Consider the following 20,355-nt stretch of genomic DNA (forward strand, 5'->3'; position numbering starts at 1 on the left):
AAACCCACTCAAAAGCTTAACACATTTGCTTTTAAAACGAAAGAAGAGAGAGAGGGAACAAACCCTCTCCCTCGTTTTGTCATTGATTACTTATATAATTAAGAATTAAAGACCTTTAGAAGTCATGTATGCTGCTAGGTCTACTACGCGGTTAGAGTAACCAGTTTCGTTATCGTACCAAGAAAGTACTTTAACCATGTTACCTTCCATTACCATTGTAGATAATGCATCGATTGTAGAAGAAGCTGTACATCCGTTATAGTCGATAGATACTAATGGCTCTTCGCTGTATCCAAGGATACCTTTTAATTCGCCTTCAGCTGCTGCTTTGAATGCTGCGTTTACATCTTCAACTGTTACTTCTTTGTCAAGTTCAACAACTAAGTCAACAAGAGAAACGTTAGCAGTTGGAACACGTACAGCGCCGCCGTTTAATTTACCTTTAAGTTCTGGTAATACTAATGCTACAGCTTTAGCTGCACCAGTAGATGTTGGGATCATGTTTTCAGCTGCTGCACGAGCACGACGTAAATCTTTGTGTGGTAAGTCTAAGATTTGTTGGTCGTTAGTGTAAGAGTGAATTGTTGTCATCATTCCGCGTTTTACGCCGAATTTTTCGTTTAATACTTTAGCGAATGGAGCTAGACAGTTTGTAGTACAAGAAGCATTAGATACTACGTTGTGGTTAGCTGCATCATATTGTTCGTGGTTAACACCCATAACTACAGTGATATCTTCGTCAGAAGCTGGAGCTGAGATGATAACTTTCTTAACTGATCCACCTAAGTGTTTTTCAGCGTCTGATTTTTTAGTGAAACGGCCAGTAGATTCTACTACTACTTCTACTCCGTAGTCGCTCCATGGTAATTGAGCTGGGTCACGCTCAGCGATAACTTTAATTTCTTTACCGTTAACAACGATGCTGTTTTCGTTAGCAGATACTTCTGCATTTAAAGTTCCGTGAACTGTGTCATATTTTAAAAGGTGAGCTAATGTTTTAGCATCTGTTAAGTCGTTGATTGCTACTACTTCTACCTCAGAGTTGTTAAGAGCTGCGCGGAATACGTTACGTCCGATACGTCCAAATCCATTAATACCAATTTTAGTCATTTGAATTTCCTCCTTGGGGGATTATATTAAAGGGTAATACCCTTTGTTAACTGTTTTGCTGCACCTTCATCTGTAATTAGAATTGAAGTGTGCCCTTGTTTAATTACAGCCTGTATTGCCTTTGCCTTTGAAGAACCTCCAGCGACTGCAACAACGTGAGATACATGTTGTAAATCCTCAAGTTGCATACCAACTGTTCTTACTTTATGAACAACATTTCCTTGTTCATTAAAGTAATAACCGAAAGCTTCGCCTACTGCTTCGCTTGCTTGAATCTTTAACCAATCTGCTTCTGAAGTATTTCTGCGACGTGCCATTGTTAACGCATCACCTATTCCATGAATGACGATATTGGAAGATCGAATCAACTCAAGAACTTCTTTCACGGAAGGCTCTGTCACAATAGACGCATATGCTTCGCTACTAACATGGTCTGGAACATACAATAAGCGATAATTACTCATCGTATTTTGCGCCATCTTGGCACAAATGGTATTGGCTTCTAATTCGACACCTTCTCCAATTCCACCACGTGCTGGGACAAATAGCATATGTAAATCTTTGCAATCAAGCTGCATCATGTCCGCAGCAGCAGCTAGCGTAGTTCCTCCAGCCACAGCAACGATATTATTCACTGTCAGACGGTCTTTTATACAAGTCACACAAGCACGGCCCATCTCCAGTTTGACCCAAGGTGATTCATCACTATCACCAGGGACAACGAAAACTTCATCCAAGTCTAATGTTTCCTTAAGTTGCTTTTCTAAAACCTTTAACCCGGAAATTTCTTTCATAAAGTCTTCCAAAGCAAGAACTAAAGCTGTTCCTTCTTCTGTCAAAGTCATTCCAGAAGAAGCGACGTGAACTAAGTTTTGTTCTTTCAAAACTTGAACTTCACTTCGCAATACTCGTTCTGTCATACCGAGACTTGCTGACAAATTTCTTCTTCCAATCGGCTGCATGAGCCTAATGTATTGAAGAATTTGCATTCTCGTTTGCATAACAGGTAGCAGATCAGGTAATAATTTTTTTGTGTTCTGAATCCATGAGCGCATATCTTTTCTCCTCACTACATTGGTTCATTTTTCCTTGTGGTCACTTTACGTCCCGTAGTGACATTTTGTGTCCCACATAGGTTAAAAAAATAATCCCTGCTACGTGTATTATTGTAACAGGAGATAGAAACTTATTCAACTCTTAACTGCATTCTTTATATAGTTTATTATGACACCTTTGTGAATGTTACCGTATTCTACTTGTTTTCCTCCTATTTCTACAACCGGAATCATTAGGTGATATTTTTCTAAAAGGTCATTATCTTCATATATATTTATTTCCTCGATTTGAAAAGAATATTCACATTGTACTTCCTGCAAAACTTGTTTTGCCTGCACGCAAAGACCACAATCTTTTTTTGTATACAGTACAACTTTCATATTCTTCACCTACCCAATCGTTTTTCGTAATGATGACGCTGGAATGTGCATTTGTTCTCTATACTTCGCCACTGTTCTTCGAGAAATAACAATTTCATGCTCTTCTTCTAATAATTTTGAAATCTTTTGATCTGAAAGTGGCTTTTTCTTATTCTCTGCCTCAACAAGCGTTTGGATAAATCGTTTCACACGCTTTGTAGAAACAGCTTCATCTTCAGTAGTCGAAACGGCATTGCTAAAGAACGATTTCATCTCAAATAAACCGTGTGGTGTTTGCACATATTTATTTCGCGTTGCACGACTAATTGTAGATTCATGCACACTTAACTCTTCTGCTACCTCTTTTAAAGCAAGCGGTTTTAAATATTCTGGACCTTCCCAGAAGAAATCACGTTGTTTTTCCATAATAATAGTCATCACTTGCAGAAGCGTTTGTTTTCTCTGTTTTAAACTGCGCATAATCCACTGTACATGCTGATACTTTTCTGATACGTAAGATGCTACTTCACTTTCACTAGCATTCAGAAGCGCACTATACTCAGAATGAATTTCAATTCTCGGCATATTTCTCTCGTTCATTTGTAAAACGAGACGATCACCATCTTTTTTCACTGCCATATCAGGCACGATATAAAGTGGTTTATCAGAAGAAAACGCAAGACCTGGTTTCGGCTGTAATGACGTAATACAGTTCACCGCTGTTTGCAATTCCTCATTACTACACTTCAACACTTGAACGAGCTTTCGCCAATCTTTCTTCACGAAATAAGCAAATTGATCCTCTATAACCTCTTCCGCTAATCCATTCCGTCTTTGTAAGCGCTTCAATTGCAAAGTTAGACATTCCTGAATATTACGCGCTCCTACCCCTGCTGGCTCAAGCGATTGGACAAGCTCTACAGAGCGGTCGACTACATGAAGTGGTGCGGAAAGGAGATCCGCTAACTCTTCGTTCGTTTCTTGTAAATACCCATTTCCATCCATGTTCATAATAATGAAAGAAGCTACTTTTCGCTCTTCTTCATCTATTTTATAATATTGTATTTGATTTAATAAATGTTGCTGAATCGTTGTAGAATCCACACTGTAGATTTCCATCTGATTCTCGACTTGTTTGCTGGTACTTTTACTTGTGTTAGAGCTCTTTTTCTTCTCCCTCTCAAAACCACCTAACTCAATAAGGGGATTCTCTAACGATTGCTCATACAAAAACTCCGATAATTCTTGTACATTATACTGGAGCATTGTAATCGCTTGCCTTAACTCTTGTGTCATTGCCAAACGTAAGCTTTGTTCTTGTAAAAGACTTGCCTTCAAACTAATCTCCCCCTTGTTTCTATTGTACAATAAGTTTGGTAAAAGGAGAATCCTCACGCAGACACCCATTCCAAAATATTATTAATTTATATGTATTAATGAGATTTACAACTTACAACCGAAATTTGAATAATATTGAAAGAAAATAATAATACACAAAAATTATTACCACATACTAATAGTAAATCTTATTATCAGATATAACAAGGGGGAATAAAAAAGGTCTGAACTTAAATTTGTAAGTTCAGACCTTTTTTACCCAGATTGATTTGCTATGCTCCATTAAATATAACGTCTCCGCTTTCAGCCGGCCATTCACCTTCCAATTCCATATCCTCTAACATCATCTCAGCTGTAAAAACAATCGCTATTAAATCCTTACGATAGTCTCCGCTAGGTAAATAATGACTAGGTCCAAAACATTCCATATCAATTTCTTGATGGTGCAATTCCATATTTAGCATAAACTTTAACATTTCACCAGAATCCGATATAGCGACAGTTCTACGTTCGTTATCCCCTAAAACCCTTAAATATCCGCTAATTTTACGCACCTGCAAACCCCTCATACTATAAGTTTTAGATAATTTTAGTATAAACTTTAACAGAAGTACCTTGTAAGACCATAACAAAAACCCCCTGTACACGATTATTTCTAATCACAAACAAGGGGTTATTTTAGATTTACTATTTACGTAACACCAACAATATATAACGCGCCCAGAGGGATTCGAACCCCCGGCAGACGTGGTACCGGAAACCACCGCTCTATCCGACTGAGCTATGGGCGCATGATTATAGAAAACTCTTCATTTTCTTTCCATAATAATAGCAATAAAATCCATCTAAATCAATAAAAATATCCCCACAATCCTTTATGCACCTTAGTTATGAGTATATTAACAAAGCACTCCACCTAAAATTTTCCAATCATAAATTCACCCCTACTCACAAATTATAATCTTTGAATTGATATTCCAAAGGGGGCTTCATTCAATGACTGTAATTACAAAACTAAAGCAAACTGTTTCTGGATTAAAAAGTGCACAAGCTAGCTTAGAGGGATTCGCTCTTGATACGGATAACCAACAAGCCAAGCAACTTTTCCAAACAGCTGCGCAGCAAACGCAAACGATTATCGATTCTTTAAACCCACGCGTTGAAGAAGTCCAACAAGAAGAACCACAATACTCACAGCAATAACGAATCGGTCATGCTGTGAAATAGAAAAAGGATGATATGCAGTCATCCTTTTTCTATCACATTACATATTGCAATAGAAATGGAATGATAATCATGCGAAAACTCGGCCTCATAACCGCTTTATTTGCCCTTCTATTTAGCTCTTTTACCGGATGTGATAATAGTCCCTTAGATAAAAAAGTGAAAGAAGAAGCAAAACGAACGGAGAAAGAGAAAGGTCCCAAATTAACAAAGACGAGTACGGAATCCTTTAATCAATCTATATCGCAAGGAGCCAAGAAAAGAGCCCTCGCTATGAATGAAATTATAAAAAGCACAGCAGTAAATTCAAATTTAGATCTCTACATAGCAGTACTACCTGAGCACCACGAAAGGTTTGGATTAAAACCTCTGCGTAAGAAGCTTCAAAAGCAGCTAAGCGATGAGCATCCTACTTTCGATGTTCGTGTAAGCACAGATAAAAAAATCTTTATGTTACTCGAAAAGCTTGAAAGAAGGATTAAGGAAAAAAAAGTATCTAAAGATGAGATTAATAAGCAATTAAAACTCATTGGGAAAAAAATGGAGTCTAACACTTAACGCTTTTTAAAAGAAAAGGAAGGATCGCAATGTCTAGTAAAGATAAGAACTTAACCCCTGTGCAACAGGAGTATAAAAAATTCGAGCAAGAACGAGAACCGAAGCGTCCTGTCTTAAAAAATTGTATAAAAGCCTTTTTCGTCGGTGGTTTTATTTGCTTCATCGGACAACTCATTTCTACGTTTTATATCACATATTTTGATTTCACTGAGCGTTCCGCAGGAAATCCAACAGTCGCAACTCTCATTTTCATTTCCATGTTACTAACTGGTTTCGGTATATATGACCGCTTTGGGCAGTTTGCTGGAGCAGGCACAGCTGTACCTGTCACTGGATTTGGTAACTCTGTTATTGCCGCATGTATCGAACACCGAACAGAAGGATTCGTACTCGGCGTTGGAGGAAATATGTTTAAATTAGCCGGATCCGTTATTTTGTTTGGTGTATTTTCAGCTTTCGTCATCGCACTTATTAAAACGATTCTCGTTCAATGGGGAGGGCTATAAATGTTACAAGGACACCGAACGTGGGTATTTGAAAACAAGCCTGTTATTATTTCGACAGGAGTCGTTGGCGGACCGTTTGAAGCAAAAGGAAACATTCCAGAAGACTTCGATATCCTCCATGAAGATTTATGGCTCGGCCAAGATTCCTATGAAAAAGCACATAAAATTTTGTTTGAAGAAGCTTGTAGCCGTGCTACTGAAAAAGCAGAACTTCGTAAAGACGATATTCAATTTGTACTTGCAGGAGATTTAATTAATCAAATCACTCCAACAAGCTTTGCCTGCCGCACACTCGGAACCCCATATCTCGGATTATTCGGCGCTTGTTCTACTTCTATGGAAGGATTAGCACTCGGGGCAAGCATTGTAAATGCAAAAGGCGCAAAATATTTACTAACTGGGGCATCCAGCCATAACGCTGCTGTAGAGAAGCAATTCCGATATCCAACTGAATACGGCGGTCAAAAACCGCCTACCGCACAATGGACAGTAACCGGGGCAGGTGCGGCGATTTTAAGTGACACTGGCCATGGTCCTAGGGTAACATCTGCAACAATCGGACGAGTGATTGATATGGGATTAACAGATCCTTTTAATATGGGTGGTGCGATGGCCCCAGCGGCTGTTGATACAATCGAGGCCCATTTACGCGAACGACAAATTGACGCCTCTTATTACGACCTAATTGTAACAGGTGACCTTGGACATGTTGGTCGCGAAATTGCCTACGACCTACTACATAAACATGGAACAAAAGTAACGAACGAACAGTTTCAAGATTGCGGGATTATCATTTATAGAGACGGACAACCAGTCATAGCCGGGGCAAGTGGACCAGGATGCTCTGCCACAGTCGTATACGGTCACTTATTAAACCGAATGAAAAGAGGAGAGTTCAAAAAAATACTTGTCGTTGCGACAGGCGCTTTACTATCTCCACTTACATTCCAACAAGAAGAAACGATTCCGTGCATCGCTCACGCCGTTTCGATTGAATTTGGAGGTGCAACGCAATGATTTTTTTCTGGGCTTTCGTCATTGGCGGACTCATATGTGTAATCGGACAACTTATGTTTGATGTCGGCAAGCTAACACCCGCTCATACAATGGCAACACTCGTTGTTGCCGGAGCTATATTAGATGGATTCAATTTGTATGAACCATTAATTGATTTCGCTGGAGCTGGAGCAACTGTACCTATTACAAGCTTCGGTAATGCCCTCGTTCACGGCGCAATGGAAGAAGCGGCAAAACACGGTATCGTTGGCGTCATTACCGGCATGTTTAAAGTAACAAGCGCCGGTGTATCCGCAGCTATTATTTTCGGCTTCATTGGAGCATTGCTATTCAAACCGAAAGGATAAGGTGTTCGTATGACAGTTATTGCTAGCGTTAAAACCTGCCTTGCTAGTGTACGGGGTGCTCAAGCAAGTTTAAGCTCCCTTTCACTAAATTCACAGGACGCGGAATCAAAACGCGTATTTCATGAATGTATGTTAGAAATGGACAGCATCATCGCTGATTTACAGAATAGAGTTTCAGTATTAGAACGTGAAGAACCTCAATATAAAGGGTTTTAAGTAGACTGGAGGAAATGACTATGTCTCACCTGCCGGAATGGACACTTGTCATTCTTCGCTCTGTATTCATATTAATTATTTTATTCGCTATTACGAAATGGTTAGGGAAAAGACAAATCTCTCAGCTCTCCTTTTTTGAATACATAGCCGGAATGACAATCGGTGACATCGCTGCCCAAGTATCTACAGGGCTCGATTCAAAATTTTTCCACGGTGTCTTTGCGATACTCATTTTCGCTGTGGTACCTTTTTTAACAGGAATCCTCTCCTTAAAGAACAAAACAGCTCGGGATTTTTTTGAAGGGAAATCTACCGTATTAATAAAAGATGGAAAAATACTTGAAGATAACTTAAAGAAAGAAAAATATACAAGTGACGAATTACTGGAACTTCTCCGCGGAAAAGATGCTTTTAGTGTAGCTGATGTTGAATTTGCCGTACTAGAACCGAGCGGAGAATTAAATGTACTATTGAAGAAAGATCGCCAACCACTTACAGCAAAAGACATCGGCTTAAAAGTACCAAACGAAAAAGAACCACAAACTGTTATTATGGATGGAAATGTCTTAGATGAACCTCTATCCTCTAGTGGGCATAACCGCGCTTGGCTACATTCTGAACTAGAAAAGCTCGGTGTTGTTATTGAAAATGTCTTTCTCGGTCAAGTGGATTCATACGGACAACTTACTATCGACATTTATAATGACAAACTACAAATGCCTTCTCCTCAAAACAAGCCTTTATTATTAGCATCTTTAAAAAAATGTCATGCTGATCTTGAACTATTTTCCCTAGAAACAAAGTCGAAATCAGCAAGTGAAATGTATAGTAAAAACGCGAAACACATCGAAAAGATTTTAAATAAAGTAACCTACCTTTTAAAAGAATAGATATCGAAAGAACGCTTCAGTAAAAAGGCGTTCTTTTCTTTTTTTCTACAGTTTTTATAACGTTTAAATTTATGTAATTCGGTTATGATGTTGAAGATACATAAGCAGGGAATTTCAAAAACATAGCGAATATTTCATGGTACAACTACATATTTTTTTGATTTAAAGTGGTTTCGTTTGACCTTTATTGACCATAATTGTATTATAAGACTAAGAAAGCTTTAGAAGGAGGAAATAACAGATGAATTTAATTCCTACAGTAATTGAACAAACAAATCGTGGAGAACGCGCTTACGATATTTACTCTCGACTATTAAAAGACCGCATCATTATGCTTGGTAGTGCAATTGATGACAACGTAGCTAACTCAATCGTTTCCCAGCTTTTATTCTTGGAATCTCAAGATCCAGAAAAAGATATTCACATCTACATCAACAGCCCTGGTGGTTCTATCACAGCAGGTATGGCAATTTACGATACAATGCAGTTTATTAAACCACAAGTATCAACAATCTGTATCGGTATGGCTGCATCTATGGGTGCATTCTTACTTGCAGCAGGTGAAAAAGGAAAACGTTATGCACTTCCAAACAGTGAAGTAATGATTCACCAACCACTTGGTGGAGCACAAGGTCAAGCAACTGAAATCGAAATTGCTGCAAAACGTATCCTATTCTTACGTGAAAAACTAAACCAAATTCTTGCGGACCGTACAGGTCAACCACTTGAAGTACTACAACGCGACACAGACCGCGATAACTTCATGACAGCAGAAAAAGCTTTAGAATACGGTTTAATCGATAAGATCTTTACAAATCGTTAATAACTAAAAGCGGAGGCGCCCTCTTACAGGGCGCTTTTTTTGTGGTCAAGTCTCCGCACTCACATACCCCACCTAAATATATCAGCGATTTTTCAAATATATCGACCGTAACTCCAATTATATCGGCAATTATTTTAATATATCGCCGTTTCGACACAACTTATCGACTTACCGACAATCTTCGACAAGCTCGCGCCCTACATCCCCACACCCAACAACAAAACAAAAAAGCTATCGCACATGCGCGATAGCTTTTTATTGTACATATGCAGCTAATGCTTCTAAAGCCTCTTCTGCATCTGAACCTTCTGTTGTAATTGTTATCATGCTACCAGTTCCAATTGCTAAGCTCATAATCCCCATTATGCTCTTTGCATTCACTGTCTTTCCATCTTTCTCGATGAAGATATCTGCATGAAAGCGATTGGCCTCTTGTACAAACAACGCAGCCGGACGTGCTTGCAAACCGTTTTTTAATGAAACCTTAACTCGTTTTTGAACCACAGCTCCATTTCCCCTTTAACCTCTTATTTTTTCGCTACCGTTTCCCCCGCGCGTAATTTCTCTGCAATCTCATCGATTTTACGCAAACGATGATTAATACCCGATTTACTAATTTTCCCCCCGGATACCATCTCGCCTAACTCTTTCAATGTTACATCTTGATAATCTCTTCGTAATTGTGCAATTTCTCGCAGTTTATCTGGTAATATATCAAGACCCACCGTCTCATCAATATAACGGATATTTTCAATCTGCCTTAGCGCTGCACCAATTGTTTTATTTAAATTGGCTGTTTCGCAGTTCACTAAACGATTTACTGAATTACGCATATCGCGAACGATTCGAATGTCTTCAAACCTTAAAAGTGCATTATGAGCGCCTATAATATTTAAAAACTCCGTAATCTTTTCCGCTTCTTTCAAATACGTAATGTACCCTTTTCTTCTTTCCAACGTCTTACTATTTAAATCAAATCCGTTCATCAGTTCACATATAGCATCATTATGTTCCTTATATAACGAAAAGACCTCTAAATGATAAGATGATGTTTCTGGGTTATTTACTGAACCACCTGCTAAAAATGCACCACGTAAATACGATCGTTTACAACATTTCTTCTCAATCAATTCTTGTGATATATTTCGGATAAACGAAAAGTCGTCTCGAACAATATGAAGATCAGCTAATATTTCGCGAGACTTCTCAACAAGCCGCACAATATATACATTATTTTTCTTCAATCGCATTTTTTTACGAACAAGTAATTCTACCGTCACGTCATATCCTTTTTTCAAAAGCGTATAAATCCTTCTTGCAATTGCCGCATTCTCCGTTTGAATATCAATAGATAGACGACGATTTGAAAAAGAAAGCGATCCGTTCATTCGAAGTAACGCTGATAATTCTGCTTTCTCACAGCATTCCTTCATCTCAAGATTCGTCAACTCTTTCTTTGTTTCTGATGCAAATGACACAGTCAACACCTCCTTATACGATTACTTTGGAACAAAAATCTTGTCCTATATGAAATGATGAGCGTTACCTCAAACGAGGCAACGCACATCTACAACAGTGAATATAAAATAGAAGCTAATTTTAATGTATCGTGTCTTACAACACGGTCATCATACTTCGCTAATTGATCTTGAATGACATCAATATTGCTCTCTTTAAAACGCTCTTCATCTACTACAACTGGTGCCGACAGTTCTTCCTCATATAACTGACGTAATTCACAAGGAATATCACGGTTATTTACAATTGCAGTATCAATAAATGGTTTACCTAAATGATCATGTAACGCCTGCACATGGTCAAACGCAGTATATCCCATCGTTTCACCAGCTTGCGTCATAACATTACACACATATACCTTCTTCGCTTTTGCAGCAAGAACAGCGTCCCCGATTTTGTTAACAACTAAATTCGGTAATATACTCGTATACAAACTTCCTGGACCAAAAACAAGTAAATCAGCTCGTTTAATCTCAGCCAACGTTTCATGTAACGGCTCTACATCTTCTGGAGTTAAAAAGACGCGGTTAATCTTCTTTCCATAATAAGGAATCTTCGATTCACCTGTTACAATTTCTCCATCTTCTAGTTCCGCATGAAGTACCGCACTTTGATTCGCTGCCGGTAACACACGTCCTCTGACATTTAACACTTTACTCGTTTCCGTAATCGCATGGAAGAAGTCTCCTGTAATCGAGGTCATACCTGCCAATAATAAATTACCTAACGCATGACCTTTCAGCCCGTCTCCCGTTGTGAAACGATGCTGAAATAAAGCTTCCACCAGCGGCTCTACATCTGATAACGCAACAAGTACGTTACGAATGTCACCTGGGGGTGGAATTTCTAGCTCATCACGTAATCTACCTGAACTGCCACCATCATCAGCGATTGTAACAACTGCTGTAATATCAACTGGATATTGTTTTAATCCTCGTAATAAAACAGATAGTCCAGTACCGCCTCCCATGATGACAATTTTAGGTTTTCTCTCTTTTTTCATCCCTTAATGGCCCTTTCTCTTCTCCACATCACGATGAGATACATGAACGCTATACTCTGGTTTCAAATGTTTCCCAAGGTATTCTGTAAGCGTAACAGAACGATGCTGTCCACCTGTACATCCAATTGCAATTACAAGTTGACTCTTGCCTTCTCTTTTATAATGAGGCAGCATGAAAGTAATAAGATCCGTCAATTTCTCTAAAAACTTATGTGTCTCATTAAATTTCAGCACATACGATGAAACTTCCTCATCTAGTCCTGTTAATGGCTTCATATGTGGAATGTAATATGGATTTGGTAAAAAACGAACATCAAATACTAAATCTGCATCAATTGGAATACCGTACTTAAATCCAAATGACATAACATTTACACGAAATGCTTGCTCAGTTTCAGTTGAAAACAGATGAACAATTTTTTCACGTAATTCTTTCGGTTTTAAATCCGATGTATCCAGCACAATATTCGCTCGTGCCTTCATATCAGTTAATAAGCCACGCTCCATCTCGATTCCCTTTAACGGCAAACCAGTTGGTGCAAGTGGATGCGAACGTCTCGTTTCTTTATAACGAGTTACAAGCGTGCCATCTTTCGCATCTAAGAATAAAATATGAGGAATTATCCATGTACGTTCTGATAAATCATCAAGTGCTCCCCATAAATGTTCAAAAAACTCTCGACCACGTAAATCAACGCCAAGTGCCACTTTATTCATTTTCCCTTTTGAATCCGCCATAAGCTCAATAAACTTCGGCAATAACATCGGTGGTAAATTATCTACACAGAAATATCCTAAATCTTCAAAACTTTGTAAAGCTACTGTCTTTCCAGCTCCAGACATTCCTGTAATAATTACCATTTTTATATCATTATTCTCTGTCATCGTATCCTCTCCTTGACGGTTTAACTCGGATCTAATCGATATGAAAGCAACTCAAAATCTGGGGTATATACAAATGTACCGTAGATTATGCCATTTCCTTTAATTAAATAATCAATAATGTGATAATCTCCTGGTGCCATTGCTAAATCATCAATTTTGTCAAATGTATGCCAACCAATGATGCCTTCTTCGCTCTCTAGTTTGTTTTCTCCTGCAAAATCTGTCGCTAAAAAGGAGAACATCATCCATTCAGAAACAACTTTATCACCTTCTTGGATGACAAAGGTGAAGACCCCCTTTAACGCTGGGTTCTTTAAATAAATACCTGTTTCTTCACGATACTCGCGAACAACGGAATCTCTTACAGTCTCACCACGCTCCATTTTCCCGCCTGGTGCAACCCACCAATTTCGGCGAGGTTTTTGGAGTAAGAGTACTTCATTATCTCTAATTAACACACAGTTTGTCACTCTTTGCATGTTTCTTCACCTCAGCTACTTGCAGTAAATTTCTCACTGCATACTCATTTCATTATACTATCAAAAACAGTTTGCTACAACGAAGGAGCCAGTCCTCTTTCGCTAAGTACATGCTACTCAACAATTTTAAAAAGGCTTTCTATAACAAGCAATGTAAATGCCCGGACTTTCAATGAATAGCATGAAAAAATCCCCTTGACGATTTTTATCGTCAAGGGGATTAAAGCCCTTATTTCTTACCAAAATAAGTAACAATCGCAAATCCTAAAATAAAGGTAATAATTGAACTTATAATTGAAAATCCTCCAGTTGGAATACCAGGGAACACAATTACAATCGAGCCGATAACAAGTCCAATAATTGCCGCAAATGTCATACTTTTATAACGATCTAACAAGAAACTAATTCCTTTACTACTTACAACAAACCCTGCCATAACACCGGCACCGATAACTACGATTAAAGGTAAGTTCAGTGTAGTTAAAGCATTAATTGCTGTCGGATACACACCAATAATTAATAAAATAAATGATCCACTAATTCCAGGCAGCAACATAGCCATACTAGCCATCCAGCCCGCGAAAAATAAACCAATTGCATTTAAAATTGTTAACGTCGTAATTGGATCTGCTGCCTTATCTGGTTTAAAGAAAGCTGTGATCGCAACAAGAATTGCTGCAACTATTAATAAAACAATGTGCTTACCTTTAAACGACGACTTTGCATCAGCTTCCCTCATTAACATCGGTAATATACTAATAATTAAACCGAGGAAGAAAAATTGAGTCGGTTCATAATGATTTGCAAGTAAATATTTAATAACGTGACTTAACGTTAAAAATGCTGCTGCCACACCAGCTGCAAGGGGAATTAAAAATCCTAAATGCTTTTTCCATTCACGACTAAAGAACCCACTAATTGCCGCAAGCAATTGTTCATAAATCCCTAACACAACAGCGATTGTACCGCCGCTCACACCAGGAATTAAATCACTAACGCCCATACAAAATCCACGATATATATTACGCCATTCCATACTGAATAAATTCCTCATTTCTTATAGTGATTTTTTCCGTAAAGTCCAGTATATCAATAAGAAAGCTTATAATCCTAATATTTTTTGACAAAACTTTGACATTTTCACAAAAAAAGAAAGCTCCTATCGGTAGCTTTCTTCTCAAAAGACATGTTATCCCTTATTTTTCTGATACTGTTTTTAGTTCTTCTAATAATTCTTCTACGTAATGTTGTGCACTTTGTGCTGCGATACTACCATCACCTGTTGCAGTTACAATTTGACGTAGCATTTTTTCACGAACATCTCCAGCTGCGAAAATACCAGGAACTTTCGTTTCCATACGCTCATTTGTTTCAAGGTAACCATTTTCATTTGTAATACCCAGTTCAACAAATGGTTTTGATAGTGGTAACATACCGATGTAGATGAACACGCCATCAGTTTTGACTTCTTTCTCTTCTCCACTGTTTACGTCTACAAGTGTTACGCTTCCCACTTTACCATTTGCATCGTTAATTTCTTTTATAGTGTGATTCCAAATGAAATCAACTTTCTCGTTTTGGAAAGCACGATCTTGTAAAATTTTCTGTGCACGAAGAGTGTCACGACGGTGAACGATTGTTACCTTCGATGCGAAGCGTGTTAAGAACACACCCTCTTCAACAGCAGAATCTCCGCCACCAATAACTACAAGTTCTTTTCCTTTAAAGAAAGCCCCATCACATACCGCACAATATGATACACCGCGGCCGCCAAGTTCAGCTTCGCCTGGCACACCAATTTTTTTATATTCTGCACCGCTTGCAACGATAATTGCACGTGCTTTATATTCTTTTTTGCCAGCAATAATTGTTTTGTATTCTTTACCATCGATGACTGCTTTCACATCACCGTATGCATATTCAGCACCAAATTTCTTCGCATGCTCGAACATTTTATTTGATAAGTCTGGTCCTAAAATAGACTCATAACCTGGATAGTTTTCTACATCTTCTGTGTTTGCCATTTGTCCACCTGGGATACCACGCTCAAGCATTAATGTGCTTAAATTCGCACGAGATGTATATACTGCAGCTGTCATACCAGCTGGTCCTGCACCAATAATAATGACATCATAAATTTTTTCTTCTGACACACTATTCACTCCTATTCATTCCTACACAATTAAGTTACCCTCATTATACTGTTAGCATCATTTTTTTCCCAATGATTTGCTTACCCTATGTGTGCGTACGCTTAACAGCCTGCACATACTTTCGAACAGTCGCCACAGATACATTATATACATCTCCGAGCTCCGACTGTGTCATCTTATTTCCTTGTTCGCCGCGCACAATATATTCAACCGCAGCTGACCAGCCGTATACATTTGTAAAAGCTGCCCCAGATGTATATAAACGTATAAACGTACAAAACCAAAATTGTAAACACTCTTCGATTAATTCATCATCTTTTTTCGTATAATTATATAAGGCATCCGCAATTTGCGCGCACTGTTCAAATTGCTGTAAATCAGCTGGAATGCTCTTATGGCTATTAAGTAAAAAGAAATACTTTGCAAGTTGCGATACGATTGGAACACCGTTCTTCGCCTGCGTTACATCAAAGAAGAATCCTACCTTCTCTGGCGTTGACAATTCATTCATTAAATATAAAGCTAGCATCTGTTCCTCTAGCGTCGCACTTTGTTGAAATGATTTTCGTAATTCTTCAAATAATACGTTTTGTCCTTCATCTGCTAAGTTCAGCGCATTCCACGGTTCTTTTCCCTTTTTATCAGGGTGCAATTCTACAACATGCTGCCACATTTTTTCAGCTACTTGCTGATCTTTCACCATATAAGCAGAATATGCAAACCAATAATAAAAACTAACGTCTCCCTCGTATCCTTGACGCTTTAATACTTTGAACCATTTATATGCAGGCTCAAAATGACCAATTGTTGCAAGTGTCGTTCCAAGTTTCAAACGATGCTCGAACGAAATCGGATATACTGAAACTAACTGCTCCGCTAACGCTTCCACTTGTTTATGCTCTCCAATTGAATATAGGAAAATAAGCGTATTACAAAGCGCATGTATATTACCAGGATTTTTCTCTAAAATCATTTCCGTTAACTTCAGAGCTTTATCTACATTACCAGATTGAAAATGTGCAATGGCTAAATTATTATGACCCGACCAAAATTCCGGATAATCTTTTGTAACAATTTCTAATGTAGCAATTGCTTCTTCCAATTGTCCATTACGAATATAACGATTCGCTTCTTCCTGCATAACAATTAGATCATCTTCATCCTCAATCTCTTCCGCACCCATCGCTTCTTCTTCCATAATTTCAAGTAATTCTAATGTATCTTCTACAAATTCCTTCTCTTCTGCAACTTCTAAATAGCGATCCGCATACTTTTTCGCCTGCTGAAATAGCCCCATATATGCATAATTATTTGCAATAAAATAATAGCACTGTTCCAGTTCTGGATTAGATCTAACAAGCTTAAAGAAGATTTGATTCGACTCTTGATATTCACCAGCCTCAGATAATACTGTTGCTAATTGGCATAAAATAAACGGCTCCTTCTCACTTTGTGCCGCTCTTCGAAAATATTTAATTGCATCTTGTAATTTTTGCCCTTTGTAAGCCCTCATCCCTTTTTTATAAAAGAAGTCCGCTAATTGATTAAAAGAGATAACTTGTCCGTTCTCCTTATATATTCCTTGATTTTTCCCCATATATCCTCCAGTTTTTTGTTTTCTTCGTTCACACATTCTTCTATCTATAAGTATAAACGATTCCGTAAAAAACAAAACAGTATATTATACTCAATTATTTCCTTTTTATTCATTAAAAAAGAAGAGAAATGTTACATTTTTGGCATCAGCCTTCTCTAGCATCCATTTCTTCTTTCGTATAAATAACACGCATTGGATTTCCACCCACGAAAGCACCACTTGGGACATCTCTATGAACAAGTGTGCCTGCTGAAACAATCGCGCCATCCCCGATTTTCACACCTGGTAATATAGTCGTATTTGCTCCAATCATCACTTCATTTCCTATGATGATCTCTCCAAGTCGATATTCCCGAATTAAATATTCATGTGCTAAAAGCGTTGTATTATAGCCGATAATCGAATTTCCTCCCACAGTTATCTTTTCTGGGAACATAATGTCCGGCATTACCATAAGCGCAAATGATGTTTTCTTTCCGACTTTCATCCGTAAAAATGTGCGGTACAACCAATTCTTGACGGATAAAAATGGCGTATAACGCGCAATTTGGATAATAATAAAGTTTTTCATTACCTTCCAAAAAGACACTGTTTTATACACATTCCATAATGAATTTTCTCCCGAAACAGGATAGCGCGTTGTCCGTCGCACTTAACTCGCTCCTCTACTAAAAAGTGAAACTGTAAGTTAATGGGGAAATCCCCCCCTACTAACTTACTTGGACCTTTATGAACGGTTCATATCAGACAAAATCGGTAGCAAATCACTCATTTTATCTAGCATAAAGTCCGGATTGTAAGCCTCTAAATACGCTCTACCTTTCAACGTCCATGAGACAGCAACTGTTTTCGTACCAGCATTTTGTCCGCCAACAATATCATGATGGTTATCCCCGACCATCACTGCTTCTTCCGGCTTCGCATCTAATAGCTCAAGTGCTTTTTGAAGTGGCTCTGGATGTGGTTTCACATGCTCTACATCATCAATTGTCACGACAACATCAAAAAATTCATCAAGCTTTGATAACCTTAATCCCATCTCAACTGTTTGTCTCGCTTTCGTTGTAACAATACCAACTTTATAGCCTTGCTTCTTCAACTCTTGAACTGTTTCATATACAGTTTCATATTCTTCCACTAATTCATCGTGATGATCATGGTTAAATTGACGATAACATGTAATCATCTCTTCAACCTTGTTTTCATCAATCTTGCTGAAAGTATCATGTAAAGAAGGGCCGATAAATGGCAATACATCTTCACGCTTATATTGATTTGGATAATATGTATGTAACGTATGTAAAAAAGAAGAAATAATAAGTTCGTTTGTATTAATTAAAGTCCCATCTAAATCAAATAACACTGTATTTATTCTCATTGCCTTAGTCCCTTCTCTTTCCTGAATATGAAAGAAGCAGCACCTTATAATAAGATGCTACTTTTCTCTAATTTTCCGAATATCTTTTATCAGCTTGCCCCATTTTTCGTCTCACAATAATGAAAATAATAGAAATAACAACAAGTCCAATTGACATTACTTGTGCGATACGAAGTGGTCCTAGCATTAAACTATCTGTACGTAAGCCTTCTACGAAGAAGCGCCCTACTGAATACCAAATTAAATATGTGAAGAATAATTCCCCGCGTCGTAAATTCACTTTTCGTAATGCAAGTAATAAAATGACACCTGCAAAATTCCATAATGATTCATATAAAAACGTCGGATGATAGTATACACCATCAATGTACATTTGATTAATAATGAAATCTGGTAAATGAAGGCCTTCTAAAAACTGTCTCGTTACTTCATCACCATGTGCCTCTTGGTTCATAAAGTTTCCCCATCGGCCAATTGCTTGTCCTAGTAAAATACTTGGCGCAGCAATATCAGCCAACTTCCAGAATGAAACCCCGCGGCGTTTCGCAAAAAGAATCCCTGTAATAACAGCCCCGATTAAACCACCATGAATCGCCAAGCCACCTTGACGAATATTAATAATTTGACTCGGATTTTGCGCGTAATATTCCCATTCAAAAATAACATAGTACATTCTCGCAAATAGAATAGCAATCGGTACTGCAATTAATACAAGGTCAACAAATGTATCTTTTGGAATACCTAGCCTTTCCCCCTCGCGAGTTGCTAGCCAAAGACCTAATAGCACACCTGTACCGATAATAATCCCGTACCAATAAACAGGAAACGGTCCAAGTTGGATCGCTACACGGTCAAGCTGTGGTACAGAACCTAACAGCATATGTATGACCTCCCTCTCCAAAGTTTACTCCTGATTTCCTAACTCAATCGCACTCATTAATCGTTCAGAGAACTGCTGTGCTGCATTGACTCCCATACGTTTTAAACGGAAGTTCATCGCTGCTACTTCAATAATAACAGCCAAGTTTCGACCAGGACGAACTGGAAGTGTAATCTTCGTAAGTTCTGTATCAATAATCTTCATCTTCTCTTCATCAAGACCTAAGCGATCATAATTTTTCTTTTGATCCCAAATTTCAAGATTAATAACAAGCGTAATACGCTTATAATTTCGCACTGCCCCTGCACCGAATAACGTCATAACGTTAATGATACCTAGACCACGAATTTCTAATAAATGCTCAATTAAATCTGGTGAGCTTCCTACTAATGTATCTTCATCTTCTTGGCGAATTTCTACACTATCATCCGCAACAAGGCGGTGGCCACGCTTCACAAGTTCAAGAGCTGTCTCACTTTTACCAACACCACTTTGACCTGTAATTAAAACACCAACACCGTAAATATCTACTAATACACCATGAACAGCAGTTGTTGGTGCTAACTTACCTTCTAAATAATTGGTTAAACGACTTGATAATCTCGTTGTCGTTTGAGAAGAACGTAATAAAGGCATGCCTGATTCACGTGATGCTTGTAATAACTCGTCTGGTACATCTTGATTACGAGTTATAATAATACATGGTGTCTCCTCGGTACAAAGCGCTTTCATTCTCTCTTGTTTTTGCTCTGTTGTTAACGTATCAAAGAACGTAAGCTCCGTCTTTCCAAGAAGCTGTACGCGATCAGCTGGATAATATGTAAAAAATCCGGCCATTTCAATTCCAGGTCGTGATAAATCACTTGTATCAATCGGACGATGAATTCCTTCTTCACCACTTATTAACTCCAATTGAAATTGTTCAATTAAATCTTTTGTCCTTACTTTCGGCATATGTATAAACCTCCACTCCGCTGCGGGTTCAGTCTCATTTGATGTAAAATTCCATTCTACCGGA

The 20,355-nt window shown here is 38.2% G+C and carries 25 protein-coding genes and 1 tRNA gene; 8 read left to right on the plus strand and 18 right to left on the minus strand.

Annotated features, from left to right (window positions below):
* Positions 1–105: 105 nt before the first annotated feature.
* The 6 genes from gap to KZZ19_RS25175 all read right to left on the minus strand — a co-directional run bounded on the left by gap (position 106) and on the right by KZZ19_RS25175 (position 4,654).
* Positions 106–1,110 (minus strand): type I glyceraldehyde-3-phosphate dehydrogenase, encoded by a 1,005-nt coding sequence (gap, locus tag KZZ19_RS25150; RefSeq protein WP_000161234.1) that lies wholly within the window; start codon positions 1,108–1,110, stop codon positions 106–108.
* 26 nt (positions 1,111–1,136) lie between these two features.
* On the minus strand, positions 1,137–2,165 hold the full coding sequence (cggR, locus tag KZZ19_RS25155) for a gapA transcriptional regulator CggR (protein WP_001258189.1): 1,029 nt from the start codon (positions 2,163–2,165) through the stop codon (positions 1,137–1,139).
* Positions 2,166–2,300: 135 nt separating this feature from the next.
* Entirely contained in the window at positions 2,301–2,546 is a 246-nt protein-coding gene (locus KZZ19_RS25160) for a glutaredoxin family protein (protein WP_088098361.1), read from the minus strand.
* A 9-nt stretch (positions 2,547–2,555) separates the two neighbouring features.
* Complete coding sequence (gene rpoN, locus KZZ19_RS25165) at positions 2,556–3,863, minus strand: RNA polymerase factor sigma-54 (protein WP_088098362.1); 1,308 nt, start codon at positions 3,861–3,863, stop codon at positions 2,556–2,558.
* Between the two features lie 272 nt (positions 3,864–4,135).
* Complete coding sequence (locus KZZ19_RS25170) at positions 4,136–4,417, minus strand: hypothetical protein (RefSeq protein WP_237981280.1); 282 nt, start codon at positions 4,415–4,417, stop codon at positions 4,136–4,138.
* 161 nt (positions 4,418–4,578) lie between these two features.
* Positions 4,579–4,654 (minus strand) — tRNA-Arg (locus tag KZZ19_RS25175).
* A 205-nt stretch (positions 4,655–4,859) separates the two neighbouring features.
* On the opposite strand from KZZ19_RS25175, the gene KZZ19_RS25180 reads away from it, so the two are divergent.
* The 8 genes from KZZ19_RS25180 (at position 4,860) to clpP (ending at position 9,444) form a co-directional block, all read left to right on the plus strand.
* The gene (locus KZZ19_RS25180; protein WP_000216166.1) at positions 4,860–5,066 is read left to right on the plus strand and encodes a DUF1657 domain-containing protein; all 207 of its coding nucleotides are present in this window, start codon (positions 4,860–4,862) and stop codon (positions 5,064–5,066) included.
* A 93-nt stretch (positions 5,067–5,159) separates the two neighbouring features.
* Positions 5,160–5,645, plus strand: a complete 486-nt coding sequence (locus KZZ19_RS25185) for a YhcN/YlaJ family sporulation lipoprotein (protein ID WP_237981332.1) — start codon at positions 5,160–5,162, stop codon at positions 5,643–5,645.
* 29 nt (positions 5,646–5,674) lie between these two features.
* Positions 5,675–6,151, plus strand: coding sequence for a stage V sporulation protein AC (gene spoVAC / locus KZZ19_RS25190; RefSeq protein WP_000095399.1), 477 nt, complete (start codon positions 5,675–5,677; stop codon positions 6,149–6,151).
* Positions 6,152–7,168 (plus strand): stage V sporulation protein AD, encoded by a 1,017-nt coding sequence (spoVAD, locus tag KZZ19_RS25195; RefSeq protein WP_226545769.1) that lies wholly within the window; start codon positions 6,152–6,154, stop codon positions 7,166–7,168.
* Positions 7,165–7,515, plus strand: a complete 351-nt coding sequence (gene spoVAE / locus KZZ19_RS25200; RefSeq protein WP_000575919.1) for a stage V sporulation protein AE — start codon at positions 7,165–7,167, stop codon at positions 7,513–7,515. The genes spoVAD and spoVAE overlap by 4 nt, the downstream gene beginning before the upstream one ends.
* 9 nt (positions 7,516–7,524) lie before the next feature.
* Complete coding sequence (locus KZZ19_RS25205; protein WP_002167398.1) at positions 7,525–7,731, plus strand: DUF1657 domain-containing protein; 207 nt, start codon at positions 7,525–7,527, stop codon at positions 7,729–7,731.
* Positions 7,732–7,751: 20 nt separating this feature from the next.
* A complete protein-coding gene (locus KZZ19_RS25210; protein WP_061679300.1) occupies positions 7,752–8,621 on the plus strand; it encodes a DUF421 domain-containing protein in 870 nt (289 codons plus the stop codon).
* A gap of 241 nt (positions 8,622–8,862) precedes the next feature.
* Positions 8,863–9,444, plus strand: coding sequence for an ATP-dependent Clp endopeptidase proteolytic subunit ClpP (gene clpP / locus KZZ19_RS25215; protein ID WP_001049162.1), 582 nt, complete (start codon positions 8,863–8,865; stop codon positions 9,442–9,444).
* A gap of 255 nt (positions 9,445–9,699) precedes the next feature.
* On the opposite strand, the gene KZZ19_RS25220 is transcribed toward clpP, so the two are convergent.
* The 12 genes from KZZ19_RS25220 to hprK all read right to left on the minus strand — a co-directional run bounded on the left by KZZ19_RS25220 (position 9,700) and on the right by hprK (position 20,291).
* Positions 9,700–9,948 (minus strand): HPr family phosphocarrier protein, encoded by a 249-nt coding sequence (locus KZZ19_RS25220; RefSeq protein ID WP_000250306.1) that lies wholly within the window; start codon positions 9,946–9,948, stop codon positions 9,700–9,702.
* 23 nt (positions 9,949–9,971) lie between these two features.
* A complete protein-coding gene (gene whiA / locus KZZ19_RS25225) occupies positions 9,972–10,922 on the minus strand; it encodes a DNA-binding protein WhiA (protein WP_000006564.1) in 951 nt (316 codons plus the stop codon).
* 89 nt (positions 10,923–11,011) lie between these two features.
* Positions 11,012–11,965, minus strand: a complete 954-nt coding sequence (locus KZZ19_RS25230; RefSeq protein WP_088098376.1) for a gluconeogenesis factor YvcK family protein — start codon at positions 11,963–11,965, stop codon at positions 11,012–11,014.
* Positions 11,966–11,968: 3 nt separating this feature from the next.
* The gene (gene rapZ / locus KZZ19_RS25235; RefSeq protein WP_000138461.1) at positions 11,969–12,850 is read right to left on the minus strand and encodes an RNase adapter RapZ; all 882 of its coding nucleotides are present in this window, start codon (positions 12,848–12,850) and stop codon (positions 11,969–11,971) included.
* A 20-nt stretch (positions 12,851–12,870) separates the two neighbouring features.
* Positions 12,871–13,329 (minus strand): NUDIX hydrolase, encoded by a 459-nt coding sequence (locus tag KZZ19_RS25240; RefSeq protein ID WP_001190080.1) that lies wholly within the window; start codon positions 13,327–13,329, stop codon positions 12,871–12,873.
* A 229-nt stretch (positions 13,330–13,558) separates the two neighbouring features.
* A complete protein-coding gene (locus KZZ19_RS25245) occupies positions 13,559–14,365 on the minus strand; it encodes a DUF368 domain-containing protein (protein ID WP_000455195.1) in 807 nt (268 codons plus the stop codon).
* Between the two features lie 160 nt (positions 14,366–14,525).
* Positions 14,526–15,482: a thioredoxin-disulfide reductase gene (gene trxB, locus KZZ19_RS25250; RefSeq protein WP_001288064.1), complete on the minus strand. Its 957-nt coding sequence runs from the start codon at positions 15,480–15,482 to the stop codon at positions 14,526–14,528.
* A gap of 85 nt (positions 15,483–15,567) precedes the next feature.
* Complete coding sequence (locus tag KZZ19_RS25255) at positions 15,568–17,079, minus strand: tetratricopeptide repeat protein (protein WP_237981279.1); 1,512 nt, start codon at positions 17,077–17,079, stop codon at positions 15,568–15,570.
* 145 nt (positions 17,080–17,224) lie between these two features.
* Positions 17,225–17,731, minus strand: a complete 507-nt coding sequence (locus KZZ19_RS25260) for an acyltransferase (protein WP_237981278.1) — start codon at positions 17,729–17,731, stop codon at positions 17,225–17,227.
* A gap of 75 nt (positions 17,732–17,806) precedes the next feature.
* Positions 17,807–18,457 carry a pyrophosphatase PpaX gene (ppaX, locus tag KZZ19_RS25265; protein WP_237981277.1) on the minus strand — a complete coding sequence of 217 codons (651 nt, stop codon included), beginning with the start codon at positions 18,455–18,457 and terminating at the stop codon, positions 17,807–17,809.
* 67 nt (positions 18,458–18,524) lie between these two features.
* Complete coding sequence (gene lgt / locus KZZ19_RS25270; protein WP_000924233.1) at positions 18,525–19,337, minus strand: prolipoprotein diacylglyceryl transferase; 813 nt, start codon at positions 19,335–19,337, stop codon at positions 18,525–18,527.
* 24 nt (positions 19,338–19,361) lie between these two features.
* Positions 19,362–20,291, minus strand: coding sequence for an HPr(Ser) kinase/phosphatase (gene hprK, locus KZZ19_RS25275; protein WP_001127251.1), 930 nt, complete (start codon positions 20,289–20,291; stop codon positions 19,362–19,364).
* Positions 20,292–20,355 lie beyond the last annotated feature (64 nt).

The sequence above is a fragment of the Bacillus thuringiensis genome, assembly GCF_022095615.2.
In the GTDB taxonomy this organism is placed as follows: domain Bacteria; phylum Bacillota; class Bacilli; order Bacillales; family Bacillaceae_G; genus Bacillus_A; species Bacillus_A cereus_AG.

Coding starts and splice junctions, on each gene's coding strand:
- KZZ19_RS25210 (WP_061679300.1), top strand. CDS start 7,752: ATGTCTCACCTGCCGGAATGGACACTTGTCATTCTTCGCTCTGTATTC.
- rapZ (WP_000138461.1), bottom strand. CDS start 12,850: ATGACAGAGAATAATGATATAAAAATGGTAATTATTACAGGAATGTCT.
- ppaX (WP_237981277.1), bottom strand. CDS start 18,457: ATGAGAATAAATACAGTGTTATTTGATTTAGATGGGACTTTAATTAAT.
- cggR (WP_001258189.1), bottom strand. CDS start 2,165: ATGCGCTCATGGATTCAGAACACAAAAAAATTATTACCTGATCTGCTA.
- spoVAC (WP_000095399.1), top strand. CDS start 5,675: ATGTCTAGTAAAGATAAGAACTTAACCCCTGTGCAACAGGAGTATAAA.
- KZZ19_RS25180 (WP_000216166.1), top strand. CDS start 4,860: ATGACTGTAATTACAAAACTAAAGCAAACTGTTTCTGGATTAAAAAGT.
- KZZ19_RS25185 (WP_237981332.1), top strand. CDS start 5,160: ATGCGAAAACTCGGCCTCATAACCGCTTTATTTGCCCTTCTATTTAGC.
- clpP (WP_001049162.1), top strand. CDS start 8,863: ATGAATTTAATTCCTACAGTAATTGAACAAACAAATCGTGGAGAACGC.
- KZZ19_RS25240 (WP_001190080.1), bottom strand. CDS start 13,329: ATGCAAAGAGTGACAAACTGTGTGTTAATTAGAGATAATGAAGTACTC.
- hprK (WP_001127251.1), bottom strand. CDS start 20,291: ATGCCGAAAGTAAGGACAAAAGATTTAATTGAACAATTTCAATTGGAG.
- KZZ19_RS25255 (WP_237981279.1), bottom strand. CDS start 17,079: ATGGGGAAAAATCAAGGAATATATAAGGAGAACGGACAAGTTATCTCT.
- KZZ19_RS25245 (WP_000455195.1), bottom strand. CDS start 14,365: ATGGAATGGCGTAATATATATCGTGGATTTTGTATGGGCGTTAGTGAT.
- spoVAE (WP_000575919.1), top strand. CDS start 7,165: ATGATTTTTTTCTGGGCTTTCGTCATTGGCGGACTCATATGTGTAATC.
- lgt (WP_000924233.1), bottom strand. CDS start 19,337: ATGCTGTTAGGTTCTGTACCACAGCTTGACCGTGTAGCGATCCAACTT.
- KZZ19_RS25160 (WP_088098361.1), bottom strand. CDS start 2,546: ATGAAAGTTGTACTGTATACAAAAAAAGATTGTGGTCTTTGCGTGCAG.
- spoVAD (WP_226545769.1), top strand. CDS start 6,152: ATGTTACAAGGACACCGAACGTGGGTATTTGAAAACAAGCCTGTTATT.
- KZZ19_RS25230 (WP_088098376.1), bottom strand. CDS start 11,965: ATGAAAAAAGAGAGAAAACCTAAAATTGTCATCATGGGAGGCGGTACT.
- KZZ19_RS25205 (WP_002167398.1), top strand. CDS start 7,525: ATGACAGTTATTGCTAGCGTTAAAACCTGCCTTGCTAGTGTACGGGGT.
- gap (WP_000161234.1), bottom strand. CDS start 1,110: ATGACTAAAATTGGTATTAATGGATTTGGACGTATCGGACGTAACGTA.